Origin of the sequence: Actinomadura rupiterrae, assembly GCF_024172125.1 — a bacterium.
Lineage (GTDB): Bacteria > Actinomycetota > Actinomycetes > Streptosporangiales > Streptosporangiaceae > Spirillospora > Spirillospora rupiterrae.
This window is the reverse complement of the sequence record NZ_JAMZEA010000002.1, coordinates 311,076-336,340: the sequence shown is the minus strand read 5'-3', so window position 1 is coordinate 336,340 and position 25,265 is coordinate 311,076. Positions and strand designations below refer to the sequence as shown.

General features: G+C 72.0%; 23 protein-coding genes. 9 read left to right on the top strand and 14 right to left on the bottom strand.

Features of this window, described 5'->3' with window-relative positions; genetic code table 11:
* Positions 1-54: 54 nt before the first annotated feature.
* Both FHU30_RS06030 and FHU30_RS06025 read left to right on the top strand, forming a co-directional pair.
* Positions 55-3,069: an NACHT domain-containing protein gene (locus FHU30_RS06030; protein WP_253872651.1), complete on the top strand. Its 3,015-nt coding sequence runs from the start codon at positions 55-57 to the stop codon at positions 3,067-3,069.
* A 34-nt stretch (positions 3,070-3,103) separates the two neighbouring features.
* A complete protein-coding gene (locus tag FHU30_RS06025) occupies positions 3,104-3,712 on the top strand; it encodes a DUF6461 domain-containing protein (RefSeq protein WP_253872649.1) in 609 nt (202 codons plus the stop codon).
* Here FHU30_RS06025 and FHU30_RS06020 read toward each other — a convergent pair.
* A complete protein-coding gene (locus tag FHU30_RS06020) occupies positions 3,709-4,167 on the bottom strand; it encodes a MarR family winged helix-turn-helix transcriptional regulator (protein WP_253872646.1) in 459 nt (152 codons plus the stop codon). The two genes, FHU30_RS06025 and FHU30_RS06020, sit on opposite strands and share 4 nt — an antisense overlap.
* A gap of 89 nt (positions 4,168-4,256) precedes the next feature.
* Here FHU30_RS06020 and FHU30_RS06015 point away from each other — a divergent pair, with 89 nt between their 5' ends.
* Positions 4,257-4,673, top strand: coding sequence for an organic hydroperoxide resistance protein (locus tag FHU30_RS06015; RefSeq protein WP_253872644.1), 417 nt, complete (start codon positions 4,257-4,259; stop codon positions 4,671-4,673).
* Positions 4,674-4,994: 321 nt separating this feature from the next.
* Here FHU30_RS06015 and FHU30_RS06010 read toward each other — a convergent pair whose 3' ends face one another.
* Positions 4,995-5,456, bottom strand: a complete 462-nt coding sequence (locus FHU30_RS06010) for a MarR family winged helix-turn-helix transcriptional regulator (protein WP_253873859.1) — start codon at positions 5,454-5,456, stop codon at positions 4,995-4,997.
* Positions 5,457-5,540: 84 nt separating this feature from the next.
* Here FHU30_RS06010 and FHU30_RS06005 point away from each other — a divergent pair, with 84 nt between their 5' ends.
* Together FHU30_RS06005 and FHU30_RS06000 are read left to right on the top strand one after the other, a co-directional pair.
* Positions 5,541-5,813, top strand: coding sequence for a hypothetical protein (locus FHU30_RS06005; protein ID WP_253872642.1), 273 nt, complete (start codon positions 5,541-5,543; stop codon positions 5,811-5,813).
* A 59-nt stretch (positions 5,814-5,872) separates the two neighbouring features.
* The gene (locus FHU30_RS06000) at positions 5,873-6,226 is read left to right on the top strand and encodes a hypothetical protein (RefSeq protein WP_253872639.1); all 354 of its coding nucleotides are present in this window, start codon (positions 5,873-5,875) and stop codon (positions 6,224-6,226) included.
* On the opposite strand, the gene FHU30_RS05995 is transcribed toward FHU30_RS06000, so the two are convergent.
* Positions 6,198-6,608: a helix-turn-helix domain-containing protein gene (locus FHU30_RS05995; protein WP_253872636.1), complete on the bottom strand. Its 411-nt coding sequence runs from the start codon at positions 6,606-6,608 to the stop codon at positions 6,198-6,200. The two genes, FHU30_RS06000 and FHU30_RS05995, sit on opposite strands and share 29 nt — an antisense overlap.
* A gap of 69 nt (positions 6,609-6,677) precedes the next feature.
* Positions 6,678-7,598, bottom strand: coding sequence for an NADP-dependent oxidoreductase (locus FHU30_RS05990; protein WP_253872633.1), 921 nt, complete (start codon positions 7,596-7,598; stop codon positions 6,678-6,680).
* A 131-nt stretch (positions 7,599-7,729) separates the two neighbouring features.
* Between FHU30_RS05990 and FHU30_RS05985 the strand changes: the two genes are divergently transcribed.
* The gene (locus FHU30_RS05985) at positions 7,730-7,921 is read left to right on the top strand and encodes a helix-turn-helix transcriptional regulator (protein WP_253872631.1); all 192 of its coding nucleotides are present in this window, start codon (positions 7,730-7,732) and stop codon (positions 7,919-7,921) included.
* Complete coding sequence (locus FHU30_RS05980) at positions 7,911-8,300, top strand: DUF2178 domain-containing protein (RefSeq protein ID WP_253872629.1); 390 nt, start codon at positions 7,911-7,913, stop codon at positions 8,298-8,300. The genes FHU30_RS05985 and FHU30_RS05980 overlap by 11 nt, the downstream gene beginning before the upstream one ends.
* Before the next feature lie 49 nt (positions 8,301-8,349).
* Here FHU30_RS05980 and FHU30_RS05975 read toward each other — a convergent pair whose 3' ends face one another.
* Positions 8,350-9,705, bottom strand: a complete 1,356-nt coding sequence (locus FHU30_RS05975) for a class I SAM-dependent RNA methyltransferase (protein ID WP_253872626.1) — start codon at positions 9,703-9,705, stop codon at positions 8,350-8,352.
* A complete protein-coding gene (locus FHU30_RS05970) occupies positions 9,695-11,761 on the bottom strand; it encodes an APC family permease (protein ID WP_253872623.1) in 2,067 nt (688 codons plus the stop codon). The genes FHU30_RS05975 and FHU30_RS05970 overlap by 11 nt, the downstream gene beginning before the upstream one ends.
* A 234-nt stretch (positions 11,762-11,995) precedes the next feature.
* Here FHU30_RS05970 and FHU30_RS05965 point away from each other — a divergent pair, with 234 nt between their 5' ends.
* Positions 11,996-12,661, top strand: coding sequence for a potassium channel family protein (locus FHU30_RS05965; protein ID WP_253872620.1), 666 nt, complete (start codon positions 11,996-11,998; stop codon positions 12,659-12,661).
* Positions 12,661-13,320, top strand: a complete 660-nt coding sequence (locus tag FHU30_RS05960; RefSeq protein ID WP_253872617.1) for a potassium channel family protein — start codon at positions 12,661-12,663, stop codon at positions 13,318-13,320. The genes FHU30_RS05965 and FHU30_RS05960 overlap by 1 nt, the downstream gene beginning before the upstream one ends.
* 239 nt (positions 13,321-13,559) lie before the next feature.
* Here the strand turns inward: FHU30_RS05960 and FHU30_RS05955 are convergent, their stop codons facing one another.
* The 8 genes from FHU30_RS05955 to FHU30_RS05920 form a co-directional block, all read right to left on the bottom strand.
* A complete protein-coding gene (locus FHU30_RS05955) occupies positions 13,560-15,083 on the bottom strand; it encodes a GlnX family signal transduction membrane protein (protein ID WP_253872614.1) in 1,524 nt (507 codons plus the stop codon).
* Complete coding sequence (locus tag FHU30_RS05950; protein WP_253873857.1) at positions 15,083-17,515, bottom strand: serine/threonine-protein kinase; 2,433 nt, start codon at positions 17,513-17,515, stop codon at positions 15,083-15,085. The genes FHU30_RS05955 and FHU30_RS05950 overlap by 1 nt, the downstream gene beginning before the upstream one ends.
* A gap of 377 nt (positions 17,516-17,892) precedes the next feature.
* Complete coding sequence (locus tag FHU30_RS05945) at positions 17,893-18,582, bottom strand: DUF3159 domain-containing protein (RefSeq protein WP_253872612.1); 690 nt, start codon at positions 18,580-18,582, stop codon at positions 17,893-17,895.
* A gap of 1 nt (position 18,583) precedes the next feature.
* Positions 18,584-19,015: an OB-fold nucleic acid binding domain-containing protein gene (locus FHU30_RS05940; RefSeq protein ID WP_443612886.1), complete on the bottom strand. Its 432-nt coding sequence runs from the start codon at positions 19,013-19,015 to the stop codon at positions 18,584-18,586.
* Positions 19,016-19,025: 10 nt separating this feature from the next.
* Positions 19,026-21,032: an APC family permease gene (locus FHU30_RS05935; protein ID WP_253872610.1), complete on the bottom strand. Its 2,007-nt coding sequence runs from the start codon at positions 21,030-21,032 to the stop codon at positions 19,026-19,028.
* A gap of 148 nt (positions 21,033-21,180) precedes the next feature.
* Entirely contained in the window at positions 21,181-21,855 is a 675-nt protein-coding gene (locus FHU30_RS05930; RefSeq protein WP_253872607.1) for a response regulator, read from the bottom strand.
* Positions 21,852-24,413, bottom strand: coding sequence for a sensor histidine kinase (locus FHU30_RS05925; protein ID WP_253872604.1), 2,562 nt, complete (start codon positions 24,411-24,413; stop codon positions 21,852-21,854). The genes FHU30_RS05930 and FHU30_RS05925 overlap by 4 nt, the downstream gene beginning before the upstream one ends.
* 36 nt (positions 24,414-24,449) lie before the next feature.
* Positions 24,450-25,226: a PaaX family transcriptional regulator C-terminal domain-containing protein gene (locus FHU30_RS05920; protein WP_253872600.1), complete on the bottom strand. Its 777-nt coding sequence runs from the start codon at positions 25,224-25,226 to the stop codon at positions 24,450-24,452.
* Positions 25,227-25,265: the final 39 nt, after the last annotated feature.

The following is a 25,265-nucleotide window of genomic DNA, read 5'->3' as shown; positions in this document are numbered from 1 at the left end:
GTGAGGCGCCCGGCCCCTCTGCAACGCGACACCCCATTCGGGCGTCTCACGGGTATGGCCCGCGGACTCAGCTACAAGGACGCCGTCAAGATCCTCGGCGGCGACAGCCCCATCGTCGAGACCCTGGACCGCCTCATGGGCGGCATCCTGCTCACGGCGACCGCCGGCGGCAGCCAGCTCGCCCTGAGCCTCTTCGACGCCAAGGGCGAACTCGGCTCCCTGAGCCGCGAACTGGTCTCCGGCCTCAGCGACCGCCTGCGCGGCCTCTCCCGCTTCTCCAGGACCGAACGCCTGGAGGCCGCCCGCCAGGTCATCATGCTCGCCGCCTTCTTCGACGCCCTGGCCGAAGCCGACCTCCCGGACGAGCTCCGCCACTTCACCCGCGCCGAACAGCTCACTCTCGTCGGCGCCGAAGCGTCCCGCCGCCTGCACCGCGTCGTCTCCTACCTGACGCGGACCACCCTCGTCCAGCAGGACGCGTTGTTCCACTACGAAGGCTCGCCCGACCATGACGGGCTTCCCTTCTTCCTGGGCCTGGGCATGGCCGTCGCCGAACTGGCCTGGGCAGGCCACGAGCTGGACGAGGACGTCCAGGTCACGCTGCACGAAGAGGTCCCGGTCGCCGCGATGAGGCGGTACGAGGAGCTGTACCTGCGGCTGGCCACCGAGTTCCCCGAACTCGCGTTCTGGACGGACCGGATGGACCACCACGCCACCCGCACCGAACTGGCCGCGCTGCGCACCGGCCTGGAAGGGCTCCGGACCGTCCTCGAACGTCTCTCCTCCGGCGTGGCCCCCGACGAACGGCGCGCGGCGCTCGCCCGCGCCCATCGCGCCCGGCTGGACCGTCCGGTGACGCTGAGCGCCGAGTCGCCCGGAGCCCTGACGTTCCCGAGCCTCGCCGAGATCTACGTGAACCCGCGCTACCGGGTCGTGCAGGCGTTTCGCAGCGGCGTCCGGCTCAACGAGGAGGAGACGTGGCAGTGGGGCGATGTCCACGACGATCTCCAGGCGTTCCTCGTCGGATACCTGACGTCGTTCGCCACGGTCGACGAGCCGCTGCTGCTGCTCGGCCAGCCGGGATCGGGCAAGTCCCGGTTCACCGAGATGCTGGCCGCGTCGCTGCCGCCCGAGGACTTCATGGCCGTGCGGGTCGCGCTGCGCGAGGTCCCGGCGGACGCCGACCTCCAGACGCAGATCGAGGCCGGTATCCGTGCCGCGACGGGCGAGTCCGTGAGCTGGCCGGACCTCGCGCGCAGCGCTGGAGACGCGCTTCCGGTCGTCCTTCTGGACGGTTTCGACGAGCTGCTTCAAGCCACGGGCATCAGCCAGTCGGACTACCTGGAGCAGGTCGTCCGCTTCCAGGAACGCGAGGCGGCCCAGGGCCGTCCGGTCGCGGTGCTCGTGACCAGCCGGACATCGGTGGCCGACCGCATGCGCCTCCCGCCGAGCGGCGTCGTGGCCGTCCGGCTGGAACCCTTCTCAGAATTCCAGACCACCCGCTGGCTCGACGTCTGGAACACCGCGAACGCCAACGCTCTCGCCGCCCGCGGCCTTCGCCCCCTGCCGGCCGAAGTCGCGCTGCGCCATCCCGACCTCGCGTCACAACCCCTGCTCCTGCTGATGCTGGCGCTGTACGACTCGGACGGCAACGCCCTTCAGAACAACGGGGACGACCTGGATTCAGCAGACCTGTACGAGCGCCTGCTGACCCGCTTCGCTGAGCGGGAGGTGCGCAAACTCCACCCCGAACTGGACGGTCGGCCGCTCGCCGATGCTGTCGAGGACGAGTTGCAACGGCTCTCGATCACTGCCTTCGCGATGTTCAACCGAGGCCGCCAGTGGGTCAACGAGGACGAGCTCACCAGCGATCTCGCAGCGCTGCTTCCCGCCTCCCACACGACACACCGCAATTCGTTCCGCGCAGCCTTGTCACCGGGACAGGTGGTGGTCGGCCGCTTCTTCTTCGTCCACCGGTCGCAGGCGGTGCAGGACGGCGAGGTCCGGGGAACCTACGAGTTCCTGCATGCGACCTTCGGTGAATACCTGGTGGCACGGCTCGTGGTCCACGAGGTGTCGGCGCTGGCTTCGGTCGCACGACTTTCCCGAAGCCGTCACCAGGTCCTTGACGATGCCTTCCTACACGCGCTCTTGTCGTTCGCACCGCTGACCGGCCGCAAATCGGTCATCGCCTTCCTGCGTACGCTCATCGGGCGCTCCGCGGATCGCGAGGTGATGGCCGAACTCCTCCACGGCTTCTTCCACGAGGCGTTCGGCACGCGCGTCGGCCGGACGCTGAGCGAGTACGAGCCCGTCCGGCGGTCTGTCCCGAGTCGCGTGGCCGTACATTCGGCCAACCTGCTCCTCCTGCTCGTCGCGGCGAAGGCGGAACTCACCGGCCGCGAACTCTTCCCGGACTCCGCCCACCCGATCGAGGAGTGGAAGCGCTGCACCGGCCTCTGGCACTCCCATCTGATCGCCGGCGGCTGGAAGGACCTGATCTCCAACGTCCGCCTCAACCGGGTGCGGATCGACGGGAGGCCGGAGATCGTCCTGCTCAACACCACTGCCGTCTTCGTGCCGGTCGAGAACCCCAACTGGACGCTCGGGGACTCGTCGCGCAACCCGGTGATCGATGACGGCTACCTGATCGCTTCCGCGCATTTCGCGTGCCACCTCGAGAACGACCTCTTGGTCCACGCGCTGCGTTCGCCTCTCTGGGAGCACAGTGGCATGGAAGAGTTCGTCAGCGGCTTCGTGAGCACCCCATTGGGAATCACCTCCGGTATCAGTGCCTACCTGCAGCTGTGCTGGGCGGCCTTGGTGACGGGCATCAGCCCGGACTCTCTCGTCAACTTCTACGAGGGCTGCCTCGCCCACCTCACCCGCAGCGGGGACTCCGAGTGGGCGACCCTCATCCTGCGGCAACTCGTCGGGGACGCCGCTCGCCTCCCGGCCGACTGGCGCTTCGAGCTGTACGACCGTCTGCTCCCGTTCTGTGCTGACGGGAGCGAGGCATTGCGCTTGCTGGGTCTCGCCTTTCCTGACAGAAAGAAGGACGCCGAATGAGCCGGGTGTCGGCGGGCGATGCGATGGTGCCTGCATGAGCGCGACCGCTGAGGACTACTTGTGGGTCGAGGATGACGAGACCGGGTTGATCGAGGCGTACTGCCTGACGTTGGCTGAAGGGCTGTCGCCGGACGAGGTGCTGGCTCGCTGGAATGCTGTCCCCTACGGCAGGCTGCGCGGGTTGAGCGCGTTGTTCGAGCCCGCTTTCGGGATCTCCGATCACGAGACGTCCGAGCTGTTCACCGGTGTGACCTCGGTGAAGGACGTCGAGGGCGGCGGTTGGGCGCTCAGTGTCGAGGTCAACGGGTACATCGGGGTCTCGATCGGCGAGGTGCTGTCGACGGGGACCCGGGTGGTCGCGCATTCCTGCAACGTCAATGGGTTCGACCAGTTCGAGCTGGCCGAGGACGGCGTCCTGAAGGTCTACTTCGAGCCGCTGATCCCCGACCAGCGGCATGGGAGCGCACCGGACGTCCTGCTGGACGAGATGCGCGCGGTCGGGCTCCCCTTCGACGCGTCCGACGACTTGTCCCTGCACAGAGCGAGGGTCTTCGCGCTGGCCGAGCGGCTGACCGGGGTACGCGTGACGCCTGTGCTTCTGGAGGAGGCCGACTACCTCTGCGGGCTCGTCCGGATTCCTTAGAGGTCGGCTTCGTCGAGGTTCTCGGTCACCGTGGTCAGCAGGGTGCGGAGGGTTTGCAGCTCGTCCAGGGTGAGCCCCGTCGCCTTCGCCATGCGCAGCGGGATGCCTGCGGCCTCGGCGCGGAGGTCGTCACCGGCCATGGTCAGGGTGATGACGACCGAGCGTTCGTCGTGCTCGCTGCGGCGGCGGGTGATGTAGCCCGCGGTCTCCAGGCGCTTGAGCAGGGGCGACAGGGTGCCGGAGTCGAGCCGAAGGCGGTCACCGATCTCCTTGACGGGGAGCCCGTCGTCCTCCCAGAGGGTGAGCATGACGAGGTACTGCGGGTAGGTGAGGCCCAGGTCCGCCAGAACGGTCCGGTAGACGCCGTTGAACGCGCGGGACGCGGCGTGCAGCGAGAAGCAGATCTGCCGGTCGAGCCGGAGCAGGTCGCCGGCGGCACGGGTGTCGGTCGTCATGTGACCAGGATATCTCTCGCTCAACTGAGTTGTGCACAACTGAATTGTGTACAGTCGAATCAGACACAACTTCTTGGGAGGAGCCGGACATGGACGCGCTGTACACCGCCGTCGCCACCGCCAACGGACGAGAGGGACGCGCCGTCAGCTCGGACGGCCAGATCGACCTCGCGCTCGCGTTCCCGCCCGCGCTCGGCGGGAACGGGCAGGGCACCAACCCCGAGCAGCTCTTCGCCGCGGGCTACGCGGCCTGCTTCGCCAGCGCCATGGGCAGCGTCGCCCGCGCGATGAAGCTCGACGTCAAGGACGTCTCGGTCACCGCCGAGGTGAGCATCGGCAAGGACCCGTCCGACGGCGGCTTCGGCATCGGCGTCGTCATGCACGTCGAGCTGCCCGAGCACCTGGAGGGCGAGACCGGCGAGAAGCTCGTCGAGCAGACCCACGCCGCCTGCCCCTACTCGAAGGCGACCCGCGGCAACATCCCCTTCGAGATCGTCATCGAGTAACCGCCCCGCACCAAGGCGCCCCAGCACCCCACACCCCGCTCACGACCGCCCCGCCCCCAAGCAGCCCGCACGCGAGCGGGACCGACACACACGCGAGCGGCACGGACGTGCGCACGAGCGGGACTGACGCGCGCACAAGCGGGGCGGACACGCGCACAAGCGGGACCGACATGCACGCGAGCGGGACGGAGGCGCGGGCAAGCGGGGCGGGCGCGCGCGTGAGCGGGGGCGGACGTGCGGGCGAGCAGGGCAGACTCGCACGTTAGCGGGGCGGACGCACGGGGGGCCAGTGCAGGCAGGTCGGGCGTGGTCGGGGGGTGGTCAGGTGTCTCGGGACTCGGCGCTCTGGGCGGTGGCGATGGTTCGGTAGAGGCGTTTGAAGTCGGCGTAGGCGTCGCGCCCCACGGCTTCGGCGTGGCGGGACTCGATGGCGGCGATGATCGCGTCCGAGTCGCGCATCTGGGCGAGGCCGCGCTCGGTCGGGACGACGAGCTTGGCGCGGCGGTCGGACGGGTCGGGGCGGCGTTCGACGTAGCCGAGCGCCTCCAGTTCGTCCAGCAGCTTGCCGACGACCTGCTTGTGCTGGCCGGAGCGGTGCGCCAGGTCGGTGGCGCGGGTGCCGTCCTCGTCGAGGTGGGCGAGGACGGCGCCGTGCTGGGCGCGCAGGTCGCCGTAGCCCTGCGCGGCCAGGGTCGCGAAGAGTTCGCGCTGGATGCCGAAGAGCAGCCGGGCCGCGAGGATGCCGAGGTCCGGGTCCGCGCGCTTGCGCTCACCGCGCCGCATGGTCACCTCTGATTATCGTCACCAAATTTGACTATATCCAGGCGTGACTATACCGTCCCGTCCCGTCGAAGGAGGCGAGTTCCGATGATCGAACTGACCCGGTTCACGGCGCACGACAGGGCGCGGCTGCTCGCGGCGCGCACCGCGATGCTGGCGGACTTCGAGGCCGACCGCGAGGGGTTCCTCGGCGCGCGGCTGGTGGAGCTGCCGGGCGGCGAGTGGCTGGACATCGTGGAGTGGCGGAGCGCGGCGGACTTCCGGGCGTCCCGGGCGAAGGGCCCGAACCGTCCGGGCATCGCGGAGTTCTTCGGGGCGATCGACGGCCTTGTGAGCGACGAGCAGGGAGAGGCCCGCTGAGCGCGCACGGGTTCGCGGCGGACGGGTTCGAGGACGTCCGCGCGGCGTTCGCAGCGGCCGTGGACGGCCCGGCCGGCGAAGCCACGTTCCTCGTCCGATTCGGGAACACGCGGCACGTGCGGGCGCTGGGCCCCGCGTCGTCCGGCGGTGTCGGCGTGGCGCGCGGCGTGGCGGGCATGGACGCGGCGGCGATCAGCCCGGTGGACGGCGCGTCACCGCTGCTCGCGGCCGAGGCGATCGCCGAGTTCGGGACGCCGCGCGCGAACGCCGGGACGGACCCGGTGACGTCCGAGACCGACCACTTCGCGCTCGGCTTCGAGGCGCAGGCCCGCCGCTACCCCGCAGTGGGGACGAACGCCGGGCGCCTCGCGACGGTCGGCCGCGTCACGGCCTGCGGGCGAGCGGGGAGATGATCTTCAGGAGCTCGGCGGTGCGGTCGAGGTCGCCGACGACCACGATCGTCAGGGCGGACCGCGCCTCCTCGAACGAGGTCTGGACGAGCAGCGACCGCGCCCCCGCCGCACCGGTCACGGACGCGACGATGCGGTGCGCGTCGTCCGGTCCGACGCCGTCGAGGCGCACGACCCCGGACACCTGCGCGTGCCGCTCGGGCGGCTCGTCCCGCTCGGCCGTGGCCGCGCCAGTGAACGCGTCCAGGTCGCGGCTCGTGATCCGGTACTGCTTGCCGATCCGGGTGGCCTTGAGGCGGCCACCGCGCACGTAGTTCCGGACGGTCTTGACGTGCAGGCCGAGCATCTCGGCCACCCGGTCGACGGAGTACAGCTCGTCCGCCATGATCCCCAACCTTCCCTATCGCTCCCCAAAATACTCAGGTTCGGAGCGCGATAGGGAAGGTCGCGGGATTCAGTCCATGACCAGGACGACCTTCCCGCGGCCGTGCCCGGTGGCCACCTGGCGGTGCGCGTCCGCCGCCCGCGTCCAGGGGTACACGCCCTTGAGGTTCAGCGCGAGCCGCCCGTCCGCGTACCACCGCGCGGCCTCGGCGACCCGCGCGATCGACCGCTTCTCCTTCGACGTCACCCGGATGCCGAGCTCCCCGGCCCGCCCGTGCTCGACCAGCGTGACGATCCGGTCCCGGTCCTTGACGAGTTCCAGCGAGACCTCCAGCGCATGCCCGCCCGCGCCGTCCAAGGCCGCATCGATCCCGTGGGGCGCGACGGCCCGCACCCGGTCGGCCAGCCCGTCCCCATAGAGAACGGGCACGGCCCCAAGCGACCGCAGGTACTCGTGGTTGCCCTCGCTGGCCGTCCCGATCACGGTCGCACCCGCGATCTTCGCCATCTGCACCGCCACGGCCCCGACCCCACCGGCCGCCGCATGCACGAGAAGCGCGTCCCCCTCCCCCACACGCAGATCTTCCAGCGCGATATGCGGCGTCATCACCGCCGCCGGAAACGCCCCCGCAACCTCCCAGGGCATCCCCTCCGGCTTGGCAACGACATTCGCAACAGGCGCCACGACGAACTCCGAGTACGACCCGAGCACCGAGTTCCCCATGACCTCGTCCCCGACGGCGAACCCGGAAACCCCGTCCCCCACCTGGTCGATGACCCCGGCGAACTCGTTCCCCGGCACCCGCGGGAACGGCGGCGGCGACGCGAGGTAAGGCGGCGTCCACCCCTCCCGGACGGCCAGGTCGAACGGCTGCACCCCCGCCGCCTTCACCCGCACCCGCACCTCGCCCACCCCGGCCTCCGGCGTAGGCACCTCCAGGATGCGCAGCACCTCCGGCCCGCCCGCCTCACTGAACCCCGCAACCCGCATGACGATCCCCTCACCTAGAAAGTTGATCACCACGCTAAAACCTCAACCACCCTTGAGGTCAACCTCCCCGCCCACCTCCGCCATGTAAAGGACGCTTGACACCCACCAAGTGTCAAGCTTACTTTCCACTTGTGCGGAATGACGTGCGGGAGCTGCGGGCCGGCAAGGGGTTGTCGCAAGGGGACCTCGGGCGGGAGCTGGGGGTCTCGCGGCAGACGGTGAACGCGATCGAGCAGGGGCGGTACGACCCGTCGCTGCCGCTCGCGATCCGGATCGCGCGGTATTTCGGGACGACGGTGGAGGAGGTCTTTCATGTCGACTGAGCGGGCGCAGCGGTGGGGCGCACCGGTGCTCGGGCTGGTCATCGGGGTGGTGTACTTCGGGATCTTCCTGGCCTGGGGCAAGGTCTGGATGGCCGTGTTCGGGCTCGCCGTGATGTGGGTCTACTCGGCGCTGCTCGTCGCCGGGTCGCGCCGGTCGGAGACCGTGGCGCTGATGCGCGGCGAGGTGTCGGACGAGCGGCGGCGGCAGATCAACCTGCGGGCATCGGCGTTCGCGCTGAACGTCCTGGTCGTGGTGATGGTCGGGATGGTTCTCTACGAGTTCGCCCGCGGCCACGACGGACGCCCCTGGACGTGGCTGGCCGCGATCTTCGCCCTGTCCTACGGCGGCGCCACCGCCTTCTACGCGCGCCGCGGCTGAGAACGCGACGACCCCGCGAGGCGCCGGGCCTCGCGGGGTCGGGAACGTGTCAGCCTCGGACGAGGACCGCCAGGCACTCCACGTGTTGGGTCATGGGGAAGGCGTCGAAGGCTCGGAAGGATTCGAGGGTCCAGCCTCGGTCGGAGAAGTAGGCGAGGTCGCGGGCCAGGGTGGACGGGTCGCAGGAGACGTAGGCGATCTTGCGGCCGGCGAGGGCGGCGATGCGGTCGACGACCTCGCGGCCGGCGCCGGCGCGGGGCGGGTCGAGGACGACGAGGTCGGCGCCGCGGACGCGGGAGCCGCGGCGGTGGCCGGTGGCGCGCTTGTTCTGGGTGCGCGCGGACGAGTCGTCCGAGCGGCCGAACTCCAGGTCGGTGATGACCTCGTCGACCGGGCCGCGCTCGATGGAGACCTGCGGGAGGTCGCGGAGGTTGAACTTGGCGTCGCGGACGGCCTGGCCGTCGGACTCGACGCCGACGACGAGGCCGTCGCGGCCGACGCGCTCGCCGAGGAAGGCGGCGAACAGGCCGACACCGCAGTAGAGGTCGAGGGCGATGTCGCCCGGCTTGGGATCCAGGGCGTCGACGACGGCGGCGGCGAGGGTCTGGGCGGCGCCGGGGTGGACCTGCCAGAAGCCCGAGCCGGACACCTGGAACATGCGGCCCTGGACCTCCTCGCGGACGTACGGGGGCGTGGTGCCCTGCTCCGGCTTGCCGCGCACCAGGCGGACCGGGACGTCCAGGCGGGGGACGCGGATCTTGCGGGGGTTCGGGCCGCGGACGGAGACCAGGCGGTCGCCGGTGGCGGCGGAGGTGATGCCCTCGACCGAGTTGGCGCCCTGCCAGCGCTTGGTCTCGATGCCCATGATCTCGACGCCGGGGTGGGCGATCAGGCACTCGTCGATCGGCTCGATGTCGTGCGAGCGGTGCCGGCGGAGGCCGGGCGTGCCGTTCTCGACGGCGAACTGGACGCGGGTGCGCCAGCCGAGGCCGGGCGGGGGCGTCATGTCCTCGCCGGCGAACGGGTAGGGCACCTCCTCGACCAGGACGGTGCGGGTGATGCCGGCGACGCGGGCGAGCTGCTCCTCGACGACGGCGGACTTCAGCCGGCGCTGGGCGGGCAGCGAGGCGTGCTGCCAGTCGCAGCCGCCGCACCGGCCGGGGCCGGCGAACGGGCAGGGGGCCTCTACGCGGTCCGGGGACGCGGTCAGGATGTCGACGGCGTCCGCGCGCAGGAAGCGCTTGGTCGCCTCGGTGACCCGGGCCCGGACCCGCTCGCCGGGGAGGGCGTGCCGGACGAAGACCACGCGGCCGTCGTGCCTGGCCACGCAGAAGCCGCCGTTGGCGACGTTGCCGACCTCCAGTTCCAGGAGGTCGCCTTCGTGGGGTCCGAGATCAGCTGTCACGTTCCGAAACGATACCGCCACCGGTGGACGCCCCGTCCCGCTCCTGGTCGCCGGACGGCCCGGAGTGCCCGGTCGGGCGCCGGTAGGCCGAGCCGATGCGCGGCTCGGGGCGGGCCTTGAGCCGGTCGGACGACTGGAGCTGCCAGGCGACGCTGGTGACCATGACGCCGGGCTGGAACAGCAGCCGGCCCTTGAGCCGCAGCGCGCTCTGGTTGTGCAGCAGGTGCTCCCACCAGTGCCCGACGACGTACTCGGGGATGAACACGGTCACCACGTCCCGCGGCGACTTGCGCCGGACGCTCTTGACGTAGTCCAGGACGGGCCGGGTGATCTCCCGGTACGGCGAGTCGAGGATCTTCAGCGGGACGGGCACGTCCAGCGCGTCCCACTCCTCCTGGAGCCGGGACGCCTCCTCGGCGTCCACCGCGACCGTGACCGCCTCCAGGGTGGACGGGCGGGTCGCGCGGGCATAGGCCAGCGCGCGCAGGGTCGGCTTGTGGATCTTGGAGACCAGCACGATCGCGTGGTTGCGGGCGGGCAGCGCGACGTCCTCGCCGGTCGGCTCCAGCTCGGCCGAGACCCGGTCGTAGTGCTTGCGGATCGCCTTCATCAGCAGGAACAGCACCGGCATCGCGATGCAGACGATGTAGGCGCCGAGCATGAACTTGGTGACCAGCACCACGACCAGGACGATCCCGGTGAGCGTCGCGCCGAACGCGTTGATCGCCCGGGACGTCCGCATCCGGCGCCGCTGCCCCGCGTCCCGCTCGCCGCGCAGCAGCCGGTTCCAGTGCCGGACCATGCCGACCTGGCTGACGGTGAACGACACGAACACGCCGACGGTGTAGAGCGGGATCAGCTTGCTCACCGACGCGTCGTAGGCGTAGATCAGCAGCCCGGCCATGGTGGCCAGGATGATGATGCCGTTGGAGAACGCCAGCCGGTCGCCGCGGGTGTGGAACTGGCGCGGCAGGTAGCGGTTCTGCGCGAGTACCGAGCCGAGCACCGGGAAGCCGTTGAAGGCGGTGTTGGCGGCCAGGAACAGGATCAGCGCGGTCATCGTGGTGACCAGCGCGAAGCCGGGCGTGAAGTTGGAGAACACGGTGTGCGCGACCTGCGCGATCACCGGGTCGGCGTCGTGCACGACCTTCCCGGTGGCCGGGTCGATCATCGTGCTGCCCTGGCTCGGCTCGGCGAACTTGGCCTTGGTGTAGTAGGCGAATGCGGTGACGCCGCCGAACATGGTCATCGCGACAAGGCCGAGCGCGAGCAGCGTCTTGGCGGCGTTCTCGCCCTTGGGCTTCTTGAACGCCGGGACGCCGTTGGAGATCGCCTCCACACCGGTCAGCGCCGCACAGCCGGACGAGAAGGCCCGCAGCAGCAGGAAGACCAGCGCGGCCCCGCCGATCCCGGCCTCCTTGCCGACCAGCTTGTAGTCGGCCGTCTCGGCCTTCAGGTGGGTGCCGAACCCGATCCGGACCATCCCGTACAGCAGCATCGAGATGATGGCGAACATGAACAGGTAGGTCGGGATCGCGAACGCGACGCCCGCCTCCTTCAGCCCGCGCAGGTTCGCGATGGTCAGCAGGACGACGATGCCGATCGCCACGGCGACCTCGTGCGGCTGCAGGAACTTCAGCAGCGCGCCGAGGTTCTCCACCCCGGACGAGACCGACACCGCGACCGTCAGGACGTAGTCGACGAGCAGCGCGCTCGCTACGACCACGCCCCAGTTGTCACCGAGGTTGGTCGTCGCGACCTCGAAGTCGCCGCCGCCGCTCTGGTAGGCGCGGACGTTCTGCCGGTACGAGGCGACCACGGTGAGCAGGATCACCACCACGGCCGCGGCCACCCACGGGGTGTAGTGGTACATCGCCAGGCCGCCGACGCCCAGCGCGAGCAGGATCTCCTGCGGGGCGTAGGCCACCGACGACAGCGCGTCGCTGGCGAAGACGGGCAGCGCGATCCGTTTGGGAAGTAGCTGCTCGTGCTGCTGAGCGCTGCGCAGGGCGCGGCCCAGCAGCAGGCGCTTCACGAGGTCCGGAGCCTTCGACACGGAACGAGACTCTAGCCTGACCCCTTTGCCACTCTTCAACAGCCCGGGCGCGACTCCTCCCTATGCCCGGGCGCGGCTCCGCCATGGGCCCGGGCGGGTTCCGGGAACGCGGCGGGCGAGCCGCTCAGAACAGTTGTGTGACGTGGGGTTGGGTAGTAAGCGCCCGGGCGGATGTGTAGTTTTGCAGCCCGGCAAGGATCATCGGAAACCTCGGGCTCCGGAGAAGGAACGGCCGTGCATATCGTGATCATGGGGTGCGGGAGGGTCGGATCGACCCTCGCGCACATCCTGGAGGACAAAGGCCACTCGGTGGCCATCATCGACCAGAATCCCGAGGCGTTCCGGCGGCTGCGCGGCGGCTTCCGCGGCCGCCGGGTCACCGGTTTCGGCTTCGACCGGGACACGCTGACCGAGGCGGGCATCGACCAGGCGTCCGCGTTCGTCGCGGTGTCCAGCGGCGACAACTCCAACATCATCTCCGCCCGGGTGGCGCGCGAGACGTTCGGCGTGGACAACGTGGTCGCGCGGATCTACGACCCGCGGCGCGCCGAGGTGTACCAGCGGCTCGGCATCCCGACGGTCGCGACGGTCCGGTGGACGGCCGACCAGATCCTGCGACGGCTGCTGCCCGAGGGCGCCGAGCCGCTGTGGCGCGACCCGACCGGCACGGTCGTGCTCGCCGAGCTGGAGACCGGCGCGTCCTGGGTGGGCGAGAAGGTCGCCGCGCTGGAGGGCGCCGCCGGGACCCGGGTGGCGTTCCTGACCCGGATGGGCGAGGCGCTGGTGCCGGACGCCGACACCGTCATCCAGGACGGCGACATCGTGCACGCGATCGCCCGCGCCGAGGACCTGGACCGGATCAACGCCGCGGTCGCGGTGCGCAGCGAAGAGGAGCACTGATGCGGGTCGCCATCGCCGGGGCCGGTGCGGTCGGCCGGTCCATCGCGCAGGAGCTGCTGGAGAACGGGCACGAGGTCCTGCTGATCGACAAGAACCCGCGCGCGATCAAGGTGGAGATGGTGCCGCGGGCCGAGTGGCTGCTCGCCGACGCGTGCGAGATCGCCGCGCTGGACGACGCGGCGCTGGAGCGCTGCCAGGTCGTGGTCGCCTCGTCCGGGGACGACAAGGTCAACCTGGTGGTGTCGCTGCTCGCCAAGACCGAGTACGGCGTGCCGCGCGTCGTCGCCCGGATCAACCACCCCAAGAACGAGTGGCTGTTCAACGAGTCCTGGGGCGTGGACGTGGCGGTGTCCACGCCGCGCCTGCTGTCCGCGCTGGTGGAGGAGGCGGTCAGCGTCGGCGACCTGGTCCGCCTGATGACCTTCCGGCAGGGCGAGGCGAACCTGGTCGAGCTGACCCTGCCCGAGGACGCGCCGCTCGGCGGCGAGCGGGTCGGCTCGGTGACCTGGCCGCGCGACACCGCCCTGGTCGCGATCCTGCGCGAGGGCCGGGTGCTGGTCCCGACCGCGGACGACACGCTCGAACCCGGCGACGAGCTGATGTTCGTCGCGTCCCAGGACGTCGAGGACGAACTGGCCGAGCTCCTCAGCGCCCGCTGAGCACGCCCCCGGGCCCCACAACGCCCGCTGAGCACGCCTCCGGGCCTCGCAGCGCCCGCTGATCCGCCCTGCGGGCCCCGCAACGCCTCCCCGGCGTTCGCGGGGCCCGTTCGCGTTCCCGGCCGCGACAGGCCCGCTCAGCGCCGCGCCTGAACGGCCGGTGCAGAAGCCCTGGACAGAACGTCCAGACATGCCGACAGGACCATCCAGGTTCGCTGGACGGTCCGGTCGACGGATGATCAGCGGTATTCGGACAGGCGCGGGCGGACGCCGACCCAGACCAGTCCGATGATCACCAGGGCGAGGACGGGCGGGATCGCGGTCCAGCCGGACAGTCCGTCGTCCCCGCTCGCGATGTTCGCCTCGAACTGCGACTGGTTGATCGCGATCACGTCCGCGAGGGATCTGTCGAAGGCGCTGAACGCGCCGTTGGAGTCGCCCGGGGCGGACGAGGTGTCGAACCGCACCGTCTCCCCCAGGTTCCCCGACAGGTAGAGGTCGCGCAGGTGGACGTCGTCGGCCTGGTAAGCCTTCCAGGCGTACAGGGCCTTCTCCGCCGCCTCCCGCTCACCCGTGAAGGTGATGTTGTTGAACTCATCGCCGAGAAGGCCGCCCAGGTCGATCCGCCCGCCCCCGCCGGCCGACCCCGCCGCCCGGTAGTTCTTCACGATGCCGTCGAGTGCGCTCTGGTAGTACTTCGGGTCCAGCGTCTTGTCCATCTCCCTGCCGTCCGGCCCGTCGACACGGACGAGCGCTCCCGCGCCGGCATAGAAGTCGACTTGGTAAGCGGCCCACTGCCCGCGATCCACAATGCCTCGCGACTCGTCGGCGTTGGTCTCCCAGCCGATCGCGCGGGCGTGTGTCAGGGCGAGCACCGAGTCGAAGGCGTCCTTCTTAGCGGTGTGCAAATGGGACGCGGCCGAGGCGAGCGCCGACGAGGCGGCCACTGATCCGGCCAGCGCGACGGCCATGGCGACCAGCAGCGCAGGGTTGGCGAGCCGCCGGGTGCGGCGGGTCAGGTAGTAGTGGACGGAGCCCAGCGCCGCGGTCAGGCCGAGGCCGAGCACGAGGGCGTAGCCGCTGCCCGCATTCAGGGACGACTCGCGATGGCGGTAGGACGACTCGATCCGGTCGGCGTTGGCATCGCGGAGCTTCTGGGCGGCGGGCAGGACGTCGGACTTCATCGTCTCGGTGGCCTGCCGGTAGACGGCGAGCGCGGCCGGCGAGGGCAGTGCGGCGGAATGAGGGTGCTGGCCGTCCAGCAGGATCGCCTGCGCGGCGAGCGACTCGTAGCGGCCCAGGCCGTCCAGCGCCTTGCGCAGCGCGGTCGCGGCCGCCTGGTCCCCCCCGGCGAGGGCGGACGCCTGCTGGAGGTCCTTGTCGGCCTGGGCGCGGCGCTGCTCGAAGGTGCCGAGCGCCTGGTCCCGTGTGATGCCGAGGCCCTTGGCGTTCCCGATGAGCAGGACGTTGGCGAGCTGCGCGTCCATGTCGTTCAGCGCCACGTAAAGGTCGGACGACGCGACGACCTGCGGTCCGGAGTCGTGTCCGATCTCCTGTAGGCCCGCCCGACCGCCGGACGCCCGCCCGACCACGAGCGCCGCGAACAGCACGGCAAGCACTGCCGCGAGCGCTGCCAGAAGGCGGACGCGGTCCGGGGTCGTCCAGAGGCGGGGATTGATGTTCCGCTTCCGGGCGACCGGGGCGCGGACGGGCAGCCGGATGCCGTCCTCGTCCGCGGGGAGCAGGTCCGTCTTGGTCGCCATCAGAACGCCGTCCTCGGTCGAATGGAGTTGGCACGATCCACGTAGGCGCGGCGGCGGCGACGGACCGTGGACAGCCGCGCGAGGTCCCGGTAGACGTCTTCGAGGGCCGCGCGCAGCGCCCTGGCCTCGTGCGGGACCCCCAGCACCTTCCCGCCCGGCGGCGGGGAGCCGTTCTCCTCCAGCTCGGCGACGAGGGCCTCCAGGAGCAGCGCGACCACGCGGGCGCCGCGCTCCTCGGGGAGGTCGAGGTGGTCGATGCGCGCGGCGGCGGCCAGCAGGTCCCCGCGGGTTCCGCGCCACTTGGCCGGGTCGGCGTCCGGCGCCCAGCCGCCCGCGGCCACCACGATCGCGGCGACCTGCGCGTCCAGGTGCCGGCCGGACGATGCGGGCACCTCATCCAGGGCCGCGACCGCCGCGGCCTGCTCGCCCGCCGCGACCAGCGTCCTGGCCAGGCCGAACGCCGCGTTCTCGAAGGAGTGGTCGGTGCGCCAGACCGTCCGGTGGAAGTGCACGGCGCCGTCCGCGTCGCCGAGCGCCTCGGCGGCGAACGCCAGCGCCAGCTTCACCGCGGTCTCGCCGGGCAGCAGGTCGTAGACCCGGCCGAACTCGCCGAGCGCGACCGCGCCGTCCCCTTCGGCGAGCGCGGCGACGCCCCAGTACCAGTGCGCCCGCCAGTCGCCCTCCGCGAGCGCCGAGGTGCCCCAGGACGGGGAGGCGCGCCACTCCGAATCGTCCAGGTTCATGAGCAGCTCCCGCGCGCGCTCGTAGCGGCGGAGGTCGATCAGCGCCCGGACGAGCCGGAACGTCTCCTCGACCGAGAGGTCGTAGCGCGCGTCGAGCGCGGAGACGACCTGCTCGGGCGCGGACGCGGCGAGCGCCGCGACGTTCCGCGCGCCCGGATCGGCCGGGTCGACGAGCGGGACCGGCAGCGCCGAGGCGGCCTCCCGGAACGTCGGCGGGCGGCCCAGCCGCGCGCCGACCACCCGCGTCTCGGGCCCGAACAGCACCGACGTGCCGGGCCTCGGCCGGCCGTCCGCCGCCGACAGCGTCTCCCGCAGCACGCCCGTGAGCTGCTCGGACATCTCCTGCGCCGACCAGAACCGCTCGTCCGGGTCGGGGTGCGCGGCGCGGCGGAGCAGCCGGTCGAACGACGGGTTGTCCGCGAGCACCGGGACGTCCGCTGCGTCGGGGAACCCGACCCGGTGCTTGCTGGTGTAGCCGGTGAACTCGAAGCTCATCACGGCCATCGCCCGCGCGACCGTGTACAGGTCGGACGAGACGGACGGCCCCTCGTCGGCGATCTCGGGGGCCTGGTAGCCGACCGTCCCGTAGACGGCGCCCTCGTCGTCGTCCAGCCGCCGGACGCCGCCGAGGTCGACCAACTTCAGCTGCTCCTCGGTCTGGATCGCGTTGTCGGGCTTGAAATCGCAGTAGACCAGGCCCTTGTCGTGCAGGTAGCCGAGGGCGCGCAGCACCTCCAGGCCGTAGGCCATCACCTGCGCGGGCGTCAGCGGGTCGGCCGCCGTCCGCCGCTCCAGGACGAGCTCCTTCAGCGACTCGCCACCGACGTACTCCATGACGATGTACCCGGCGTCGCCGTGCCGGACGAAGTTGTAGATCTTGACCACGTTGGGGTGCTCGACCTCGGCGAGGAACCGCCGCTCGGCGACCGCCGCCTCCATCGCGTCCGGGTCGCCGGTGTCGAGCAGGCCCTTCAGCACGACCCAGCGGTCCGAGACGTTCCGGTCCTTGGCGAGGTAGATCCAGCCGAGGCCGCCGTGCGCCAGGCAGCCCAGCACCTCGTACTGGCCGCCGACCAGGTCGCCGGGGCCGAGCTTCGGGGTGAAGGAGAAGTGCGTGCCGCACTTGGGGCAGTAGCCCTCGGACCGGCCCGGCTGCCCGTTGCGGCCCTGCCCGACCGCGGCGTCGCAGTGCCCGCAGCGGCGCTTGTGCTCGGGGACGGACGGGTCCGGCATGATCGCGGTGGCCGGGTCGCGCTCGGGCACCGCGGGCATCTCGACCAGGCCCGCGCCGAGCTGCCCGCGCCGGGACGCCCCGGACGACCCGCCGCTCCCCCGCGAGCCCCGCGATCCCCTGGAGCCGCGCGAGCCCTGCGTCCCGCGCGCTGACCGCGATCCGGACGTGCCGTGCCGTCCGCCTCGTCCGGTCTTGCCGCTGTGGCCGGGGCCGTTCGCGCCCTTCCCGGAGCCGTTCGCACCCTTCCCGGAGCCGTTCGCACCCTTGCCCGAACCGTTGCCGCCGCCGACCGCGCCGCCGTTCTGACCTGCGCCGGTCCCGGACGTACCGGAGGCTGTTCCGGTCAGGCTTCCGCTACCCGAGCCGGTGGTGCCGCCCGCGCGGAGGGACGCGACGCGTCCGCTGAGAGTGCGTGCCGCCACCTCGTCCGGGACGCGCGCGGACGAGCTGAGCACGCCCAACGCGGACGATCCGGCACGTCCTTCGCCACCCGCGCCGCCCGGAGCACCCGCCCGCGCGCTCGCGCCCCCGCCCGAGGCGGCCTGGCCCGCCCCGACTCCGAGGGTTCCGTTTCCGTGGTTCGCGCGTGCCGCGGGGAGCACCGCGGGCGCCGGCGTCGCCGCCGGGTCCGGGGGGAATCCGCACACATCGCAGTAGCCGTCCTCGATGCTCCCGGAGCAACCGGAACGCAGGCACAGCATCTGGCGCCGTCACCGACCTCGACTCCACCGGGGCCGCTCTGGCTCCGGGATCAACGCCAAGGATCGTAAGTCCGGGAATCGCCGTATCCGTGCCGTTTTAACGCGACCTTGACGGCGCGATCCGGCCAGCCTTAGGAGGGCTCCGGCGTGGCCGCGGGCGCGTCGGACTGGGGGGCGTCCGCGCGCTGCAGCGGGGTGCTGGTGCGCATGAGCATCAGCAGCGCCAGGCCCAGCGCCGCGACGTAGGCGGGCCAGCCGAGCACGACCTTCGCCACGCCGAGCGCGACGACCTGGCCGGACAGGTACAGCGGGATCTGGACGGCCAGCTTCAGCACGCCGGGCAGCATCAGCAGCCAGGACAGCCGCATGCAGACCCGCACCATGGCGCGGTCCTTGTGCCAGGCGAGCGGGTCGTCGGGGTTCGCCGCGCCGATCATGAAGCCGACGAACGGCCAGCGGGTCACGATGGACAGCAGCATCACCAGGCTGACCCCGCCGGAGTAGAGCATGCCGGGCAGGAACGCGTCCTGCGCCTTGCCCGAGCGCAGCGCGAAGAACGCCGCGATCGCGATGCCGACCAGGCTGTTCAGCACGAACTGCGGGGTGGACCGCTGGACGAGCCGGGCCGCGAGCAGCACCAGCGCCGACCCGACCCCGACGTACAGCGACGGCTTCAGGTCGTGCGTGACGATCCAGCCGACGGTGAAGGCGATCGTGGGCACCGCGCCCTCCAGGACACCGCGCCGCCCGCCGAACACCTTGGTCAGCTGGGCGCGGATGACCTCCTCGACCGTCTCGAACACGACCGGCTCGGCCGCCATGTCACGCGCCCCGCAGTTCGTAGCGGGGGTTGAACATCACCTTGCGGCCGTCCTGCAGGCTGACCAGGCCCTCGGCGCGCAGCCGCCGGCCGGGGTCGATCCCGGCGATCTTGCGGCGGCCCAGCCAGACCAGGTTCACCACATCGGTGCCGTCGTAGAGCTCGGCCTCCAGGGCCGGGGCCCCGCCTCGCGGTCGCAGTGTCACGGTACGTAGCGTACCGGCCACGCAGGCGCGCTGCCGCGCGGCGCACGCGGTGATGGGGGTCGCGCCCTCCGCACCGGTGGACCGCTGGAGCTCTTCGGCCTCCAGCTCCTCCTTGCTCGACGCCATGCGCCGCAGGAATCGCCGCAGGCCACCGGGCCGGTTCCCGCCGCCGCCGGTGGAGTCGCCGCCTCCGGCGGTGGAGGTCGTGCCGGCCGCTCGCTCGTCCATGATTCGAAGCCTAAGGCATCCGAACCGGGAAAGAACCGGTCCGTTCTCCCGAAGCGGACTCCCCCGGAGCGGACGCCGCCCCGCCGTCCGCGCCGCCCGCCCGCGCGGAGCCGAGCTGCCACGGGACGCTGATCACCATCACCCCCGGCCGGAACAGCAGCCGGGCCTTCAGCCGCAGCGCGCTCTGGTTGTGCAGGAGCTGCTCCCACCAGCGCCCGACGACGTACTCCGGGATGAACACGGCCACCACGTCCCGCGGGGACTTGCGGCGCAGCCGGCCCACGTAGTCCAGGACGGGCCCGGTGATGTCGCGGTAGGGCGAGTCCAGGACGACCAGCGGGACGGGGATGTCGCGGCGGCCCCACTCGTCCCGCAGGGCCTCGGTCTCGGCGTCCGAGGTGGTCACGGTCACCGCGGTCAGCGTGGACGGACGGGACGCCCGCGCGAACGCCAGCGCCCGCAGCGCCGGGGTGTGCAGCTTGGAGACCAGCACCACGGCGTGGATCCGGCTGGGCAGCGCGACCGCGTCGTCCCCCGGGGTCAGCTCGGCCGCGACCCGCTCGTAGTGCCGGTGGATGGCCTTCATCATCCAGAACACCAGCGGCATCGCGATCACCACGATCCACGCGCCGTGGGTGAACTTGGTGACCAGGACGACCAGCAGGACCAGGCCGGTCAGCACCGCGCCGAACGCGTTGATCACGCGGGCGCGGCGGACGTGCCCGCGCCGCTCGGGCGGGCAGGTGCGCAGCTCGGTCGTCCAGTGCCGGACCATCCCGGCCTGGGAGAGCGTGAACGAGACGAACACGCCGATGATGTAGAGCTGGATGAGCCGGGTCGTGCTGGCGTCGAAGGCCCAGATCAGCAGCCCGGCGAGCAGCGCCAGGATGACGATGCCGTTGCTGTAGACCAGGCGGTCGCCGCGCCGGGAGAACTGCCGGGGCAGGAAGCCGTCCGCGCCGAGGATCGACGCCAGGATCGGGAACCCGTTGTAGGCCGTGTTGGCGGCCAGCACGAGGATCGCGGCGGTGAACCCGGCGACCAGGAAGAACAGGATCGTGTGGTCGCCGCCGGAGACGGCCGCCGCGACCTGTGTGATCACGGTCTTCTGCTCGTACCCGGCGGGCGCGCCGATCAGCCGGGCCGGGTCGTCGGTGATGTGCACCTTGCTGAGCAGGGCCAGCAGCGTGATCCCGGCGAACATCACGATGGTCAACACGCCCATGATCGCGAGGGTGTCCGCGGCGTTCCTGCTCTTGGGCTTCTTGAAGTTCGGGACGCCGTTGGACACCGCCTCGACACCGGTCAGCGCCGTGCAGCCCTGGGAGAACGCGCGCAGCACGAGTGCCACCGCGAGCAGGCCGGTCGAGCCGTGGTCGGCGTGGATGCCGAAGTGCGCCGACTCGGCGTGCGGGGTCTCGCCGAGCACCACCCGCAGCGCGCCCCAGAGGATCATGAAGTAGACGACCAGCACGAAGCCGTAGGTCGGGATCGCGAAGATCGTCCCGGACTCCTTGACGCCGCGCAGGTTCAGCAGCGCGAGCACCGCGACCAGCGCCAGCGAGATCGGCACCGCGTACGGGACGAGCGCCGGGAACGCCGAGGTCACGTTCGCCACGCCCGCCGCGACCGAGACCGCGACGGTCAGGACGTAGTCGACCAGCAGGGCGCTCGCGGCGGCGAGCGAGGCGTTCACGCCGAGGTTCGCGCGGCTCACCGCGTACGCGCCGCCGCCGCCCGGGTAGGCGTGGCAGGTCTGCCGGTACGACAGCACGACCACGGCCAGCAGGACGATCACCGCGAGCGCCACCCAGGGCGCCAGGTGCAGCAGCGCGACCCCGCCGAGCCCCAGCCCGAGCAGGATCTCCTCGGTGGCGTAGGCGTTGGACGACAGCGGGTCGCTGCAGAACACCGGCAGCGCGAGCTTCTTGGGCAGCAGCGTGTCGCCGAGCTGCTCGTTCCGCAGCGGCCGGCCGACGAGCAGTCGCTTCGGGGCCCTGGTCAGGGGGATTCGCACACTGCACGCTAAGCGCGGAAAACCGGCCATTTCGGACGCGCTAACGCCGTCTTGACGCCGCCCCGACCCGTCTTAACGCGTTCTTAGCGCCCCGGCCCGGTACGCCCCGATAACCCCTGCTACCCCAAGCCGGAAGGGACGGCAGGGCTCATGCCTCGAAGCGGTAGCCGATGCCGGGGGCGGTGATCAGGTGCTTCGGGCGGGACGGGTCGTCCTCCAGCTTGCGGCGCAGCTGGGCCATGTAGACGCGCAGGTAGTTGGTCTCCTTCGCGTAGCTCGGCCCCCACACCTCCTGGAGGAGCTGCTGCTGGCTGACGAGCCGTCCGGCGTTGCGGACGAGCAGCTCCAGGATGTGCCACTCGGTCGGGGTGAGCCGGACGTCGGCGCCGTTCCGCTCGACCCGCTTGGCGGCCAGGTCCACGCTGAACGCCTCGGTCTGGACGACCGCGGCCTCCTCGACCGGCGCGGACCGGCGGACGGCGGCGCGTAGGCGGGCCAGCAGCTCGGCCATCCCGAACGGCTTGGTGACGTAGTCGTCGGCCCCGGCGTCCAGGGCCTCCACCTTGTCGTCGGACTCCTGCCGGGCGGACAGCACGATGATCGGGACGGTCAGCCAGCCGCGCAGGCCCTTGATCACCTCGGTGCCGTCCATGTCGGGCAGGCCGAGGTCGAGCAGGATCACGTCCGGGTGCCGGCGCGCGGCGAGGTCGAGCGCGGCGCGGCCGTCCGGCGCGGCGTCCACCTCGTAGCCGCGCGCCTTCAGGTTGATCCGCAGCGCCCGCACGATCTGCGGCTCGTCGTCCACGACGAGTACCCGTGTCACGTCCCGTCCTCCCGCCCGTCCTGCTGACGATCTTCGCGCACCGGCGCCGCGGACCGCGCGAGGGGGAGGCCGAAGACCATCGTGAGGCCGCCGCCGGGGGTGTCCTCGGGGGTGAGGGTGCCGCCCATCGCGGCGACGAAGCCGCGCGCGACGGCGAGGCCGAGCCCGACGCCGCTGCCCTTCGGCGCGTCGCCGAGCCGCTGGAACGGCGCGAACATCCGCTCCTTCACCGCGTCCGGGACGCCGGGGCCGCGGTCCACGACGCGCAGGTCCACCCGGTCGGGCTCGCGGCCGAAGCGCAGCTCCCCCGCCGTGACCAGGACGGGCTCGCCGCGGCCGTGCCGGACGGCGTTCTCGACCACGTTCGCCAGCGCCCGCTCCAGCAGCCCCGGGTCGGCGGCGACCGGCGGCAGCGTCTCGGGGACGTCGAGCCGGACCAGGTCCGGCGGGACGTTCAGCAGCGCGCGCGGCAGCACCTCGTCCAGCGCTACCGGGCGGACCAGCGGCGTCACCACGCCGGTCTGGAGCCGGCTCATGTCGAGCAGGTTGCCGATCAGGCCGTCCAGCCGGTCGGCGGACTCCTCGACCGATTCGAGGAGTTCCGCCTCGTCCTCGGGGTCCCACTGGACGTCGGTGGCGCGCAGGCTGCTCACCCCGGCCTTGATCGACGCGAGCGGGGTGCGCAGGTCGTGCGAGACCGCCGCGAGCAGCGCGGTGCGGATCTCGTCGCCCTCCTCCAGCCGCCGCGCGCGGGCCGCCTCCTCGGCCAGCCGCCGCCACTCCAGGACGGCCCCGGCCTGCGAGGCGAACGCCGACAGGACGCGCCGGTCGGACGCGGGCAGCACCCGTCCCGACAGCGCCAGCACCGCACCGCCCGCGACCTCCGCCGTGGCCTCGGCGCCGTCCGGGTCGGACGCCGGGTCGGCGCCGACCGCGCCGCGCGGACGCCAGCCGTCCTCCGGGGTGTGCTCCAGCAGCGCGACCGCGCGGACGCCGAACGTCTCGCGGACGCGGTCCAGCAGCGCGGGCAGCGCGTTCTCGCCGCGCAGCACGGACGTGGCGAGCAGGCTCAGCGTCTCGGCCTCCGCGCCGCTGCGCGCGGCCTGCCGGGTGCGGCGGGCGGCGAGGTCCACCACCGAGGACACCGCGACGCCGACCGCGACGAACACCAGCAGGCCGAGCGCGTTGCGCGGCTCGGCGATGGTCAGCGTGTGCAGCGGCGGCGTGAAGTACCAGTTCACGGCCAGGAACCCCAGCACGGCGGCGAGGATCGCGGGCCACAGCCCGCCGGTGAGCGCGACCAGGACGGTCAGCGCCAGGAACAGCATCAGGTCGGTGGTGAGGCCGGGCGGCTCCGCGCCGTCCAGCAGGACGACCAGGGCGGGCGGCCCGAGCAGCGCCAGCACCCATCCGGCGATCCGGCGGCGGACGCTGAGCGCGCTGCCCGCGAGGCTGACCAGCCCGCGGCCCTTCCCGGCATGCTCGTGGGTGACCAGGTGGACGTCGATGTCGGACGACTCGCGCGCGGCCGTCGCGCCGACGCCCGGCCCGAGCACGTACTGCCAGCCCCGGCGGCGGCTGGTCCCGAGCACCAGCTGCGTCGCGTTCACGCCGCGGGTGAACTCCAGCAGCGCCTTGGCCGGGTCGTCGCCGAGGACCTGGTGGTAGCTGCCGCCGAGCCCCTCGACCAGCGCGCGCTGCCGGGCCAGGTCGTGCGCGGACGTCCCGGACGCCAGCCCGTCCGCGCGCGAGACGTGCACGGCGAGCAGGTCGGCGCGTCCGGCGCGGGCGGCGATCCGGGCCGCGCGGCGGATCAGCGTGTCGCCCTCCGGGCCGCCGGTGAGGCCGACCACGATCCGCTCGCGGGCCTCCCACGGCTCGGTGATGCCGTGCTGGTCGCGGTACCGCTCCAGCGCCTCGTCCACCTTGTCGGCCAGCCACAGCAGCGCCAGCTCGCGCAGCGCGGTCAGGTTGCCGGGCCGGAAGTAGTTGGCGAGCGCGGCGTCGATCTTCTCCGGCGGGTAGACGTTGCCGTGCGCCATCCGGCGGCGCAGCGCCTCCGGCGTCATGTCGATCAGCTCGACCTGCGCGGCGCGGCGGACCACCTCGTCCGGGACGGTCTCGCGCTGCCGCGCACCGGTGATCCGCTCCACGACGTCGTTCATCGACTCCAGGTGCTGGACGTTCAGCGTGGAGATCACGTCGATGCCGGCGTCCAGGATCTCCTCGACGTCCTGCCAGCGCTTGGGGTTGCGCGAGCCGGGCACGTTGGTGTGGGCCAGCTCGTCCACCAGGACGATCCGGGGCGCGCGCGCCAGCACGGCGTCGACGTCCAGCTCGGTGAACTCGCGGTCGCGGTGCACCAGCGTGCGGCGCGGGACGGTCTCCAGGTCGCCGATCTGCTCGGCGGTGCGCGCGCGGCCGTGCGTCTCGACGTAGCCGACCACGACGTCCGCGCCGCGCGCGGCGCGCCGCCGGGCCTCGCCGAGCATCGCGTACGTCTTGCCGACCCCGGGCGCGGCGCCCAGGTAGATGCGGAGCTCGCCCCGCCTCCCCATGGCAGCCACCCCCTCGGGCGGAATTTACCAAAGCGGTCAGCCGCGCTCCGCTTCGGCCATGATCTGCCGCGCATCGGCCCCGACCTGCGGGCCGAGCCGCGCGAACACCTGGCCGACCGTCTGGAAGAGGGCGGGGAGCGGCCAGTCGGGCGGCAGCAGCTCCGGCGGAAGCGCCGGGGTGCGGAGGGTGTCGGTGAGGGCCGTCCCGAACAGGTCCACGTACTCGCGGATCGTCACGGTCTCCGGCGCGCCCTCGGCGAGGGCGGACGCGAGCCGGGCGGTGTGCTCGCGGTAGCGGGCGGCCAGCTCGTCCAGCTCCCAGGCGCGGCGGGCGATCTCGGCGGCGTCGGCGGTCTCCAGCGCGATCCGCCCGTACCGGACGGTCGCGGCGGGCGGCGTGCCGCCCAGCTCCTCGTCCAGGCGGTCCCGGTTGTCGCCGATCGCGATCAGCACGCCGGGCTGCATCTGCCCGTACCCGGCGAGGCTCGCGGCGCGGCGCAGCTTGTCGCGGAAGGCGCGCCGGTCCTCCGGGACGGTGTAGAAGACCGCGTGGAACCAGCCGTCCCAGGGCTGCGGACGCTTGAACCCGCCGTCCCGCGCCCGCCGGAAGGCCGCGAGGAAGCTGCCGCTGAGGCTGTAAACCGCTCCCTTGCCGCGGCGCTCGGTGGCCAGGTAGCCGTTCCTGCGCATGCGGGCGAGCAGCGACCGCGCGGCCGCCTCACCCACGCCGACCTCGCCCAGGAGGCGGACGAGCGCGACTCCGGGCATCGACTCGGTGCCCGCCAGCCCGAACAAGAACGGGACAAGGTTCACATGCGTGCCCCTCGACACATTTACCTGCGTACTCCGTGC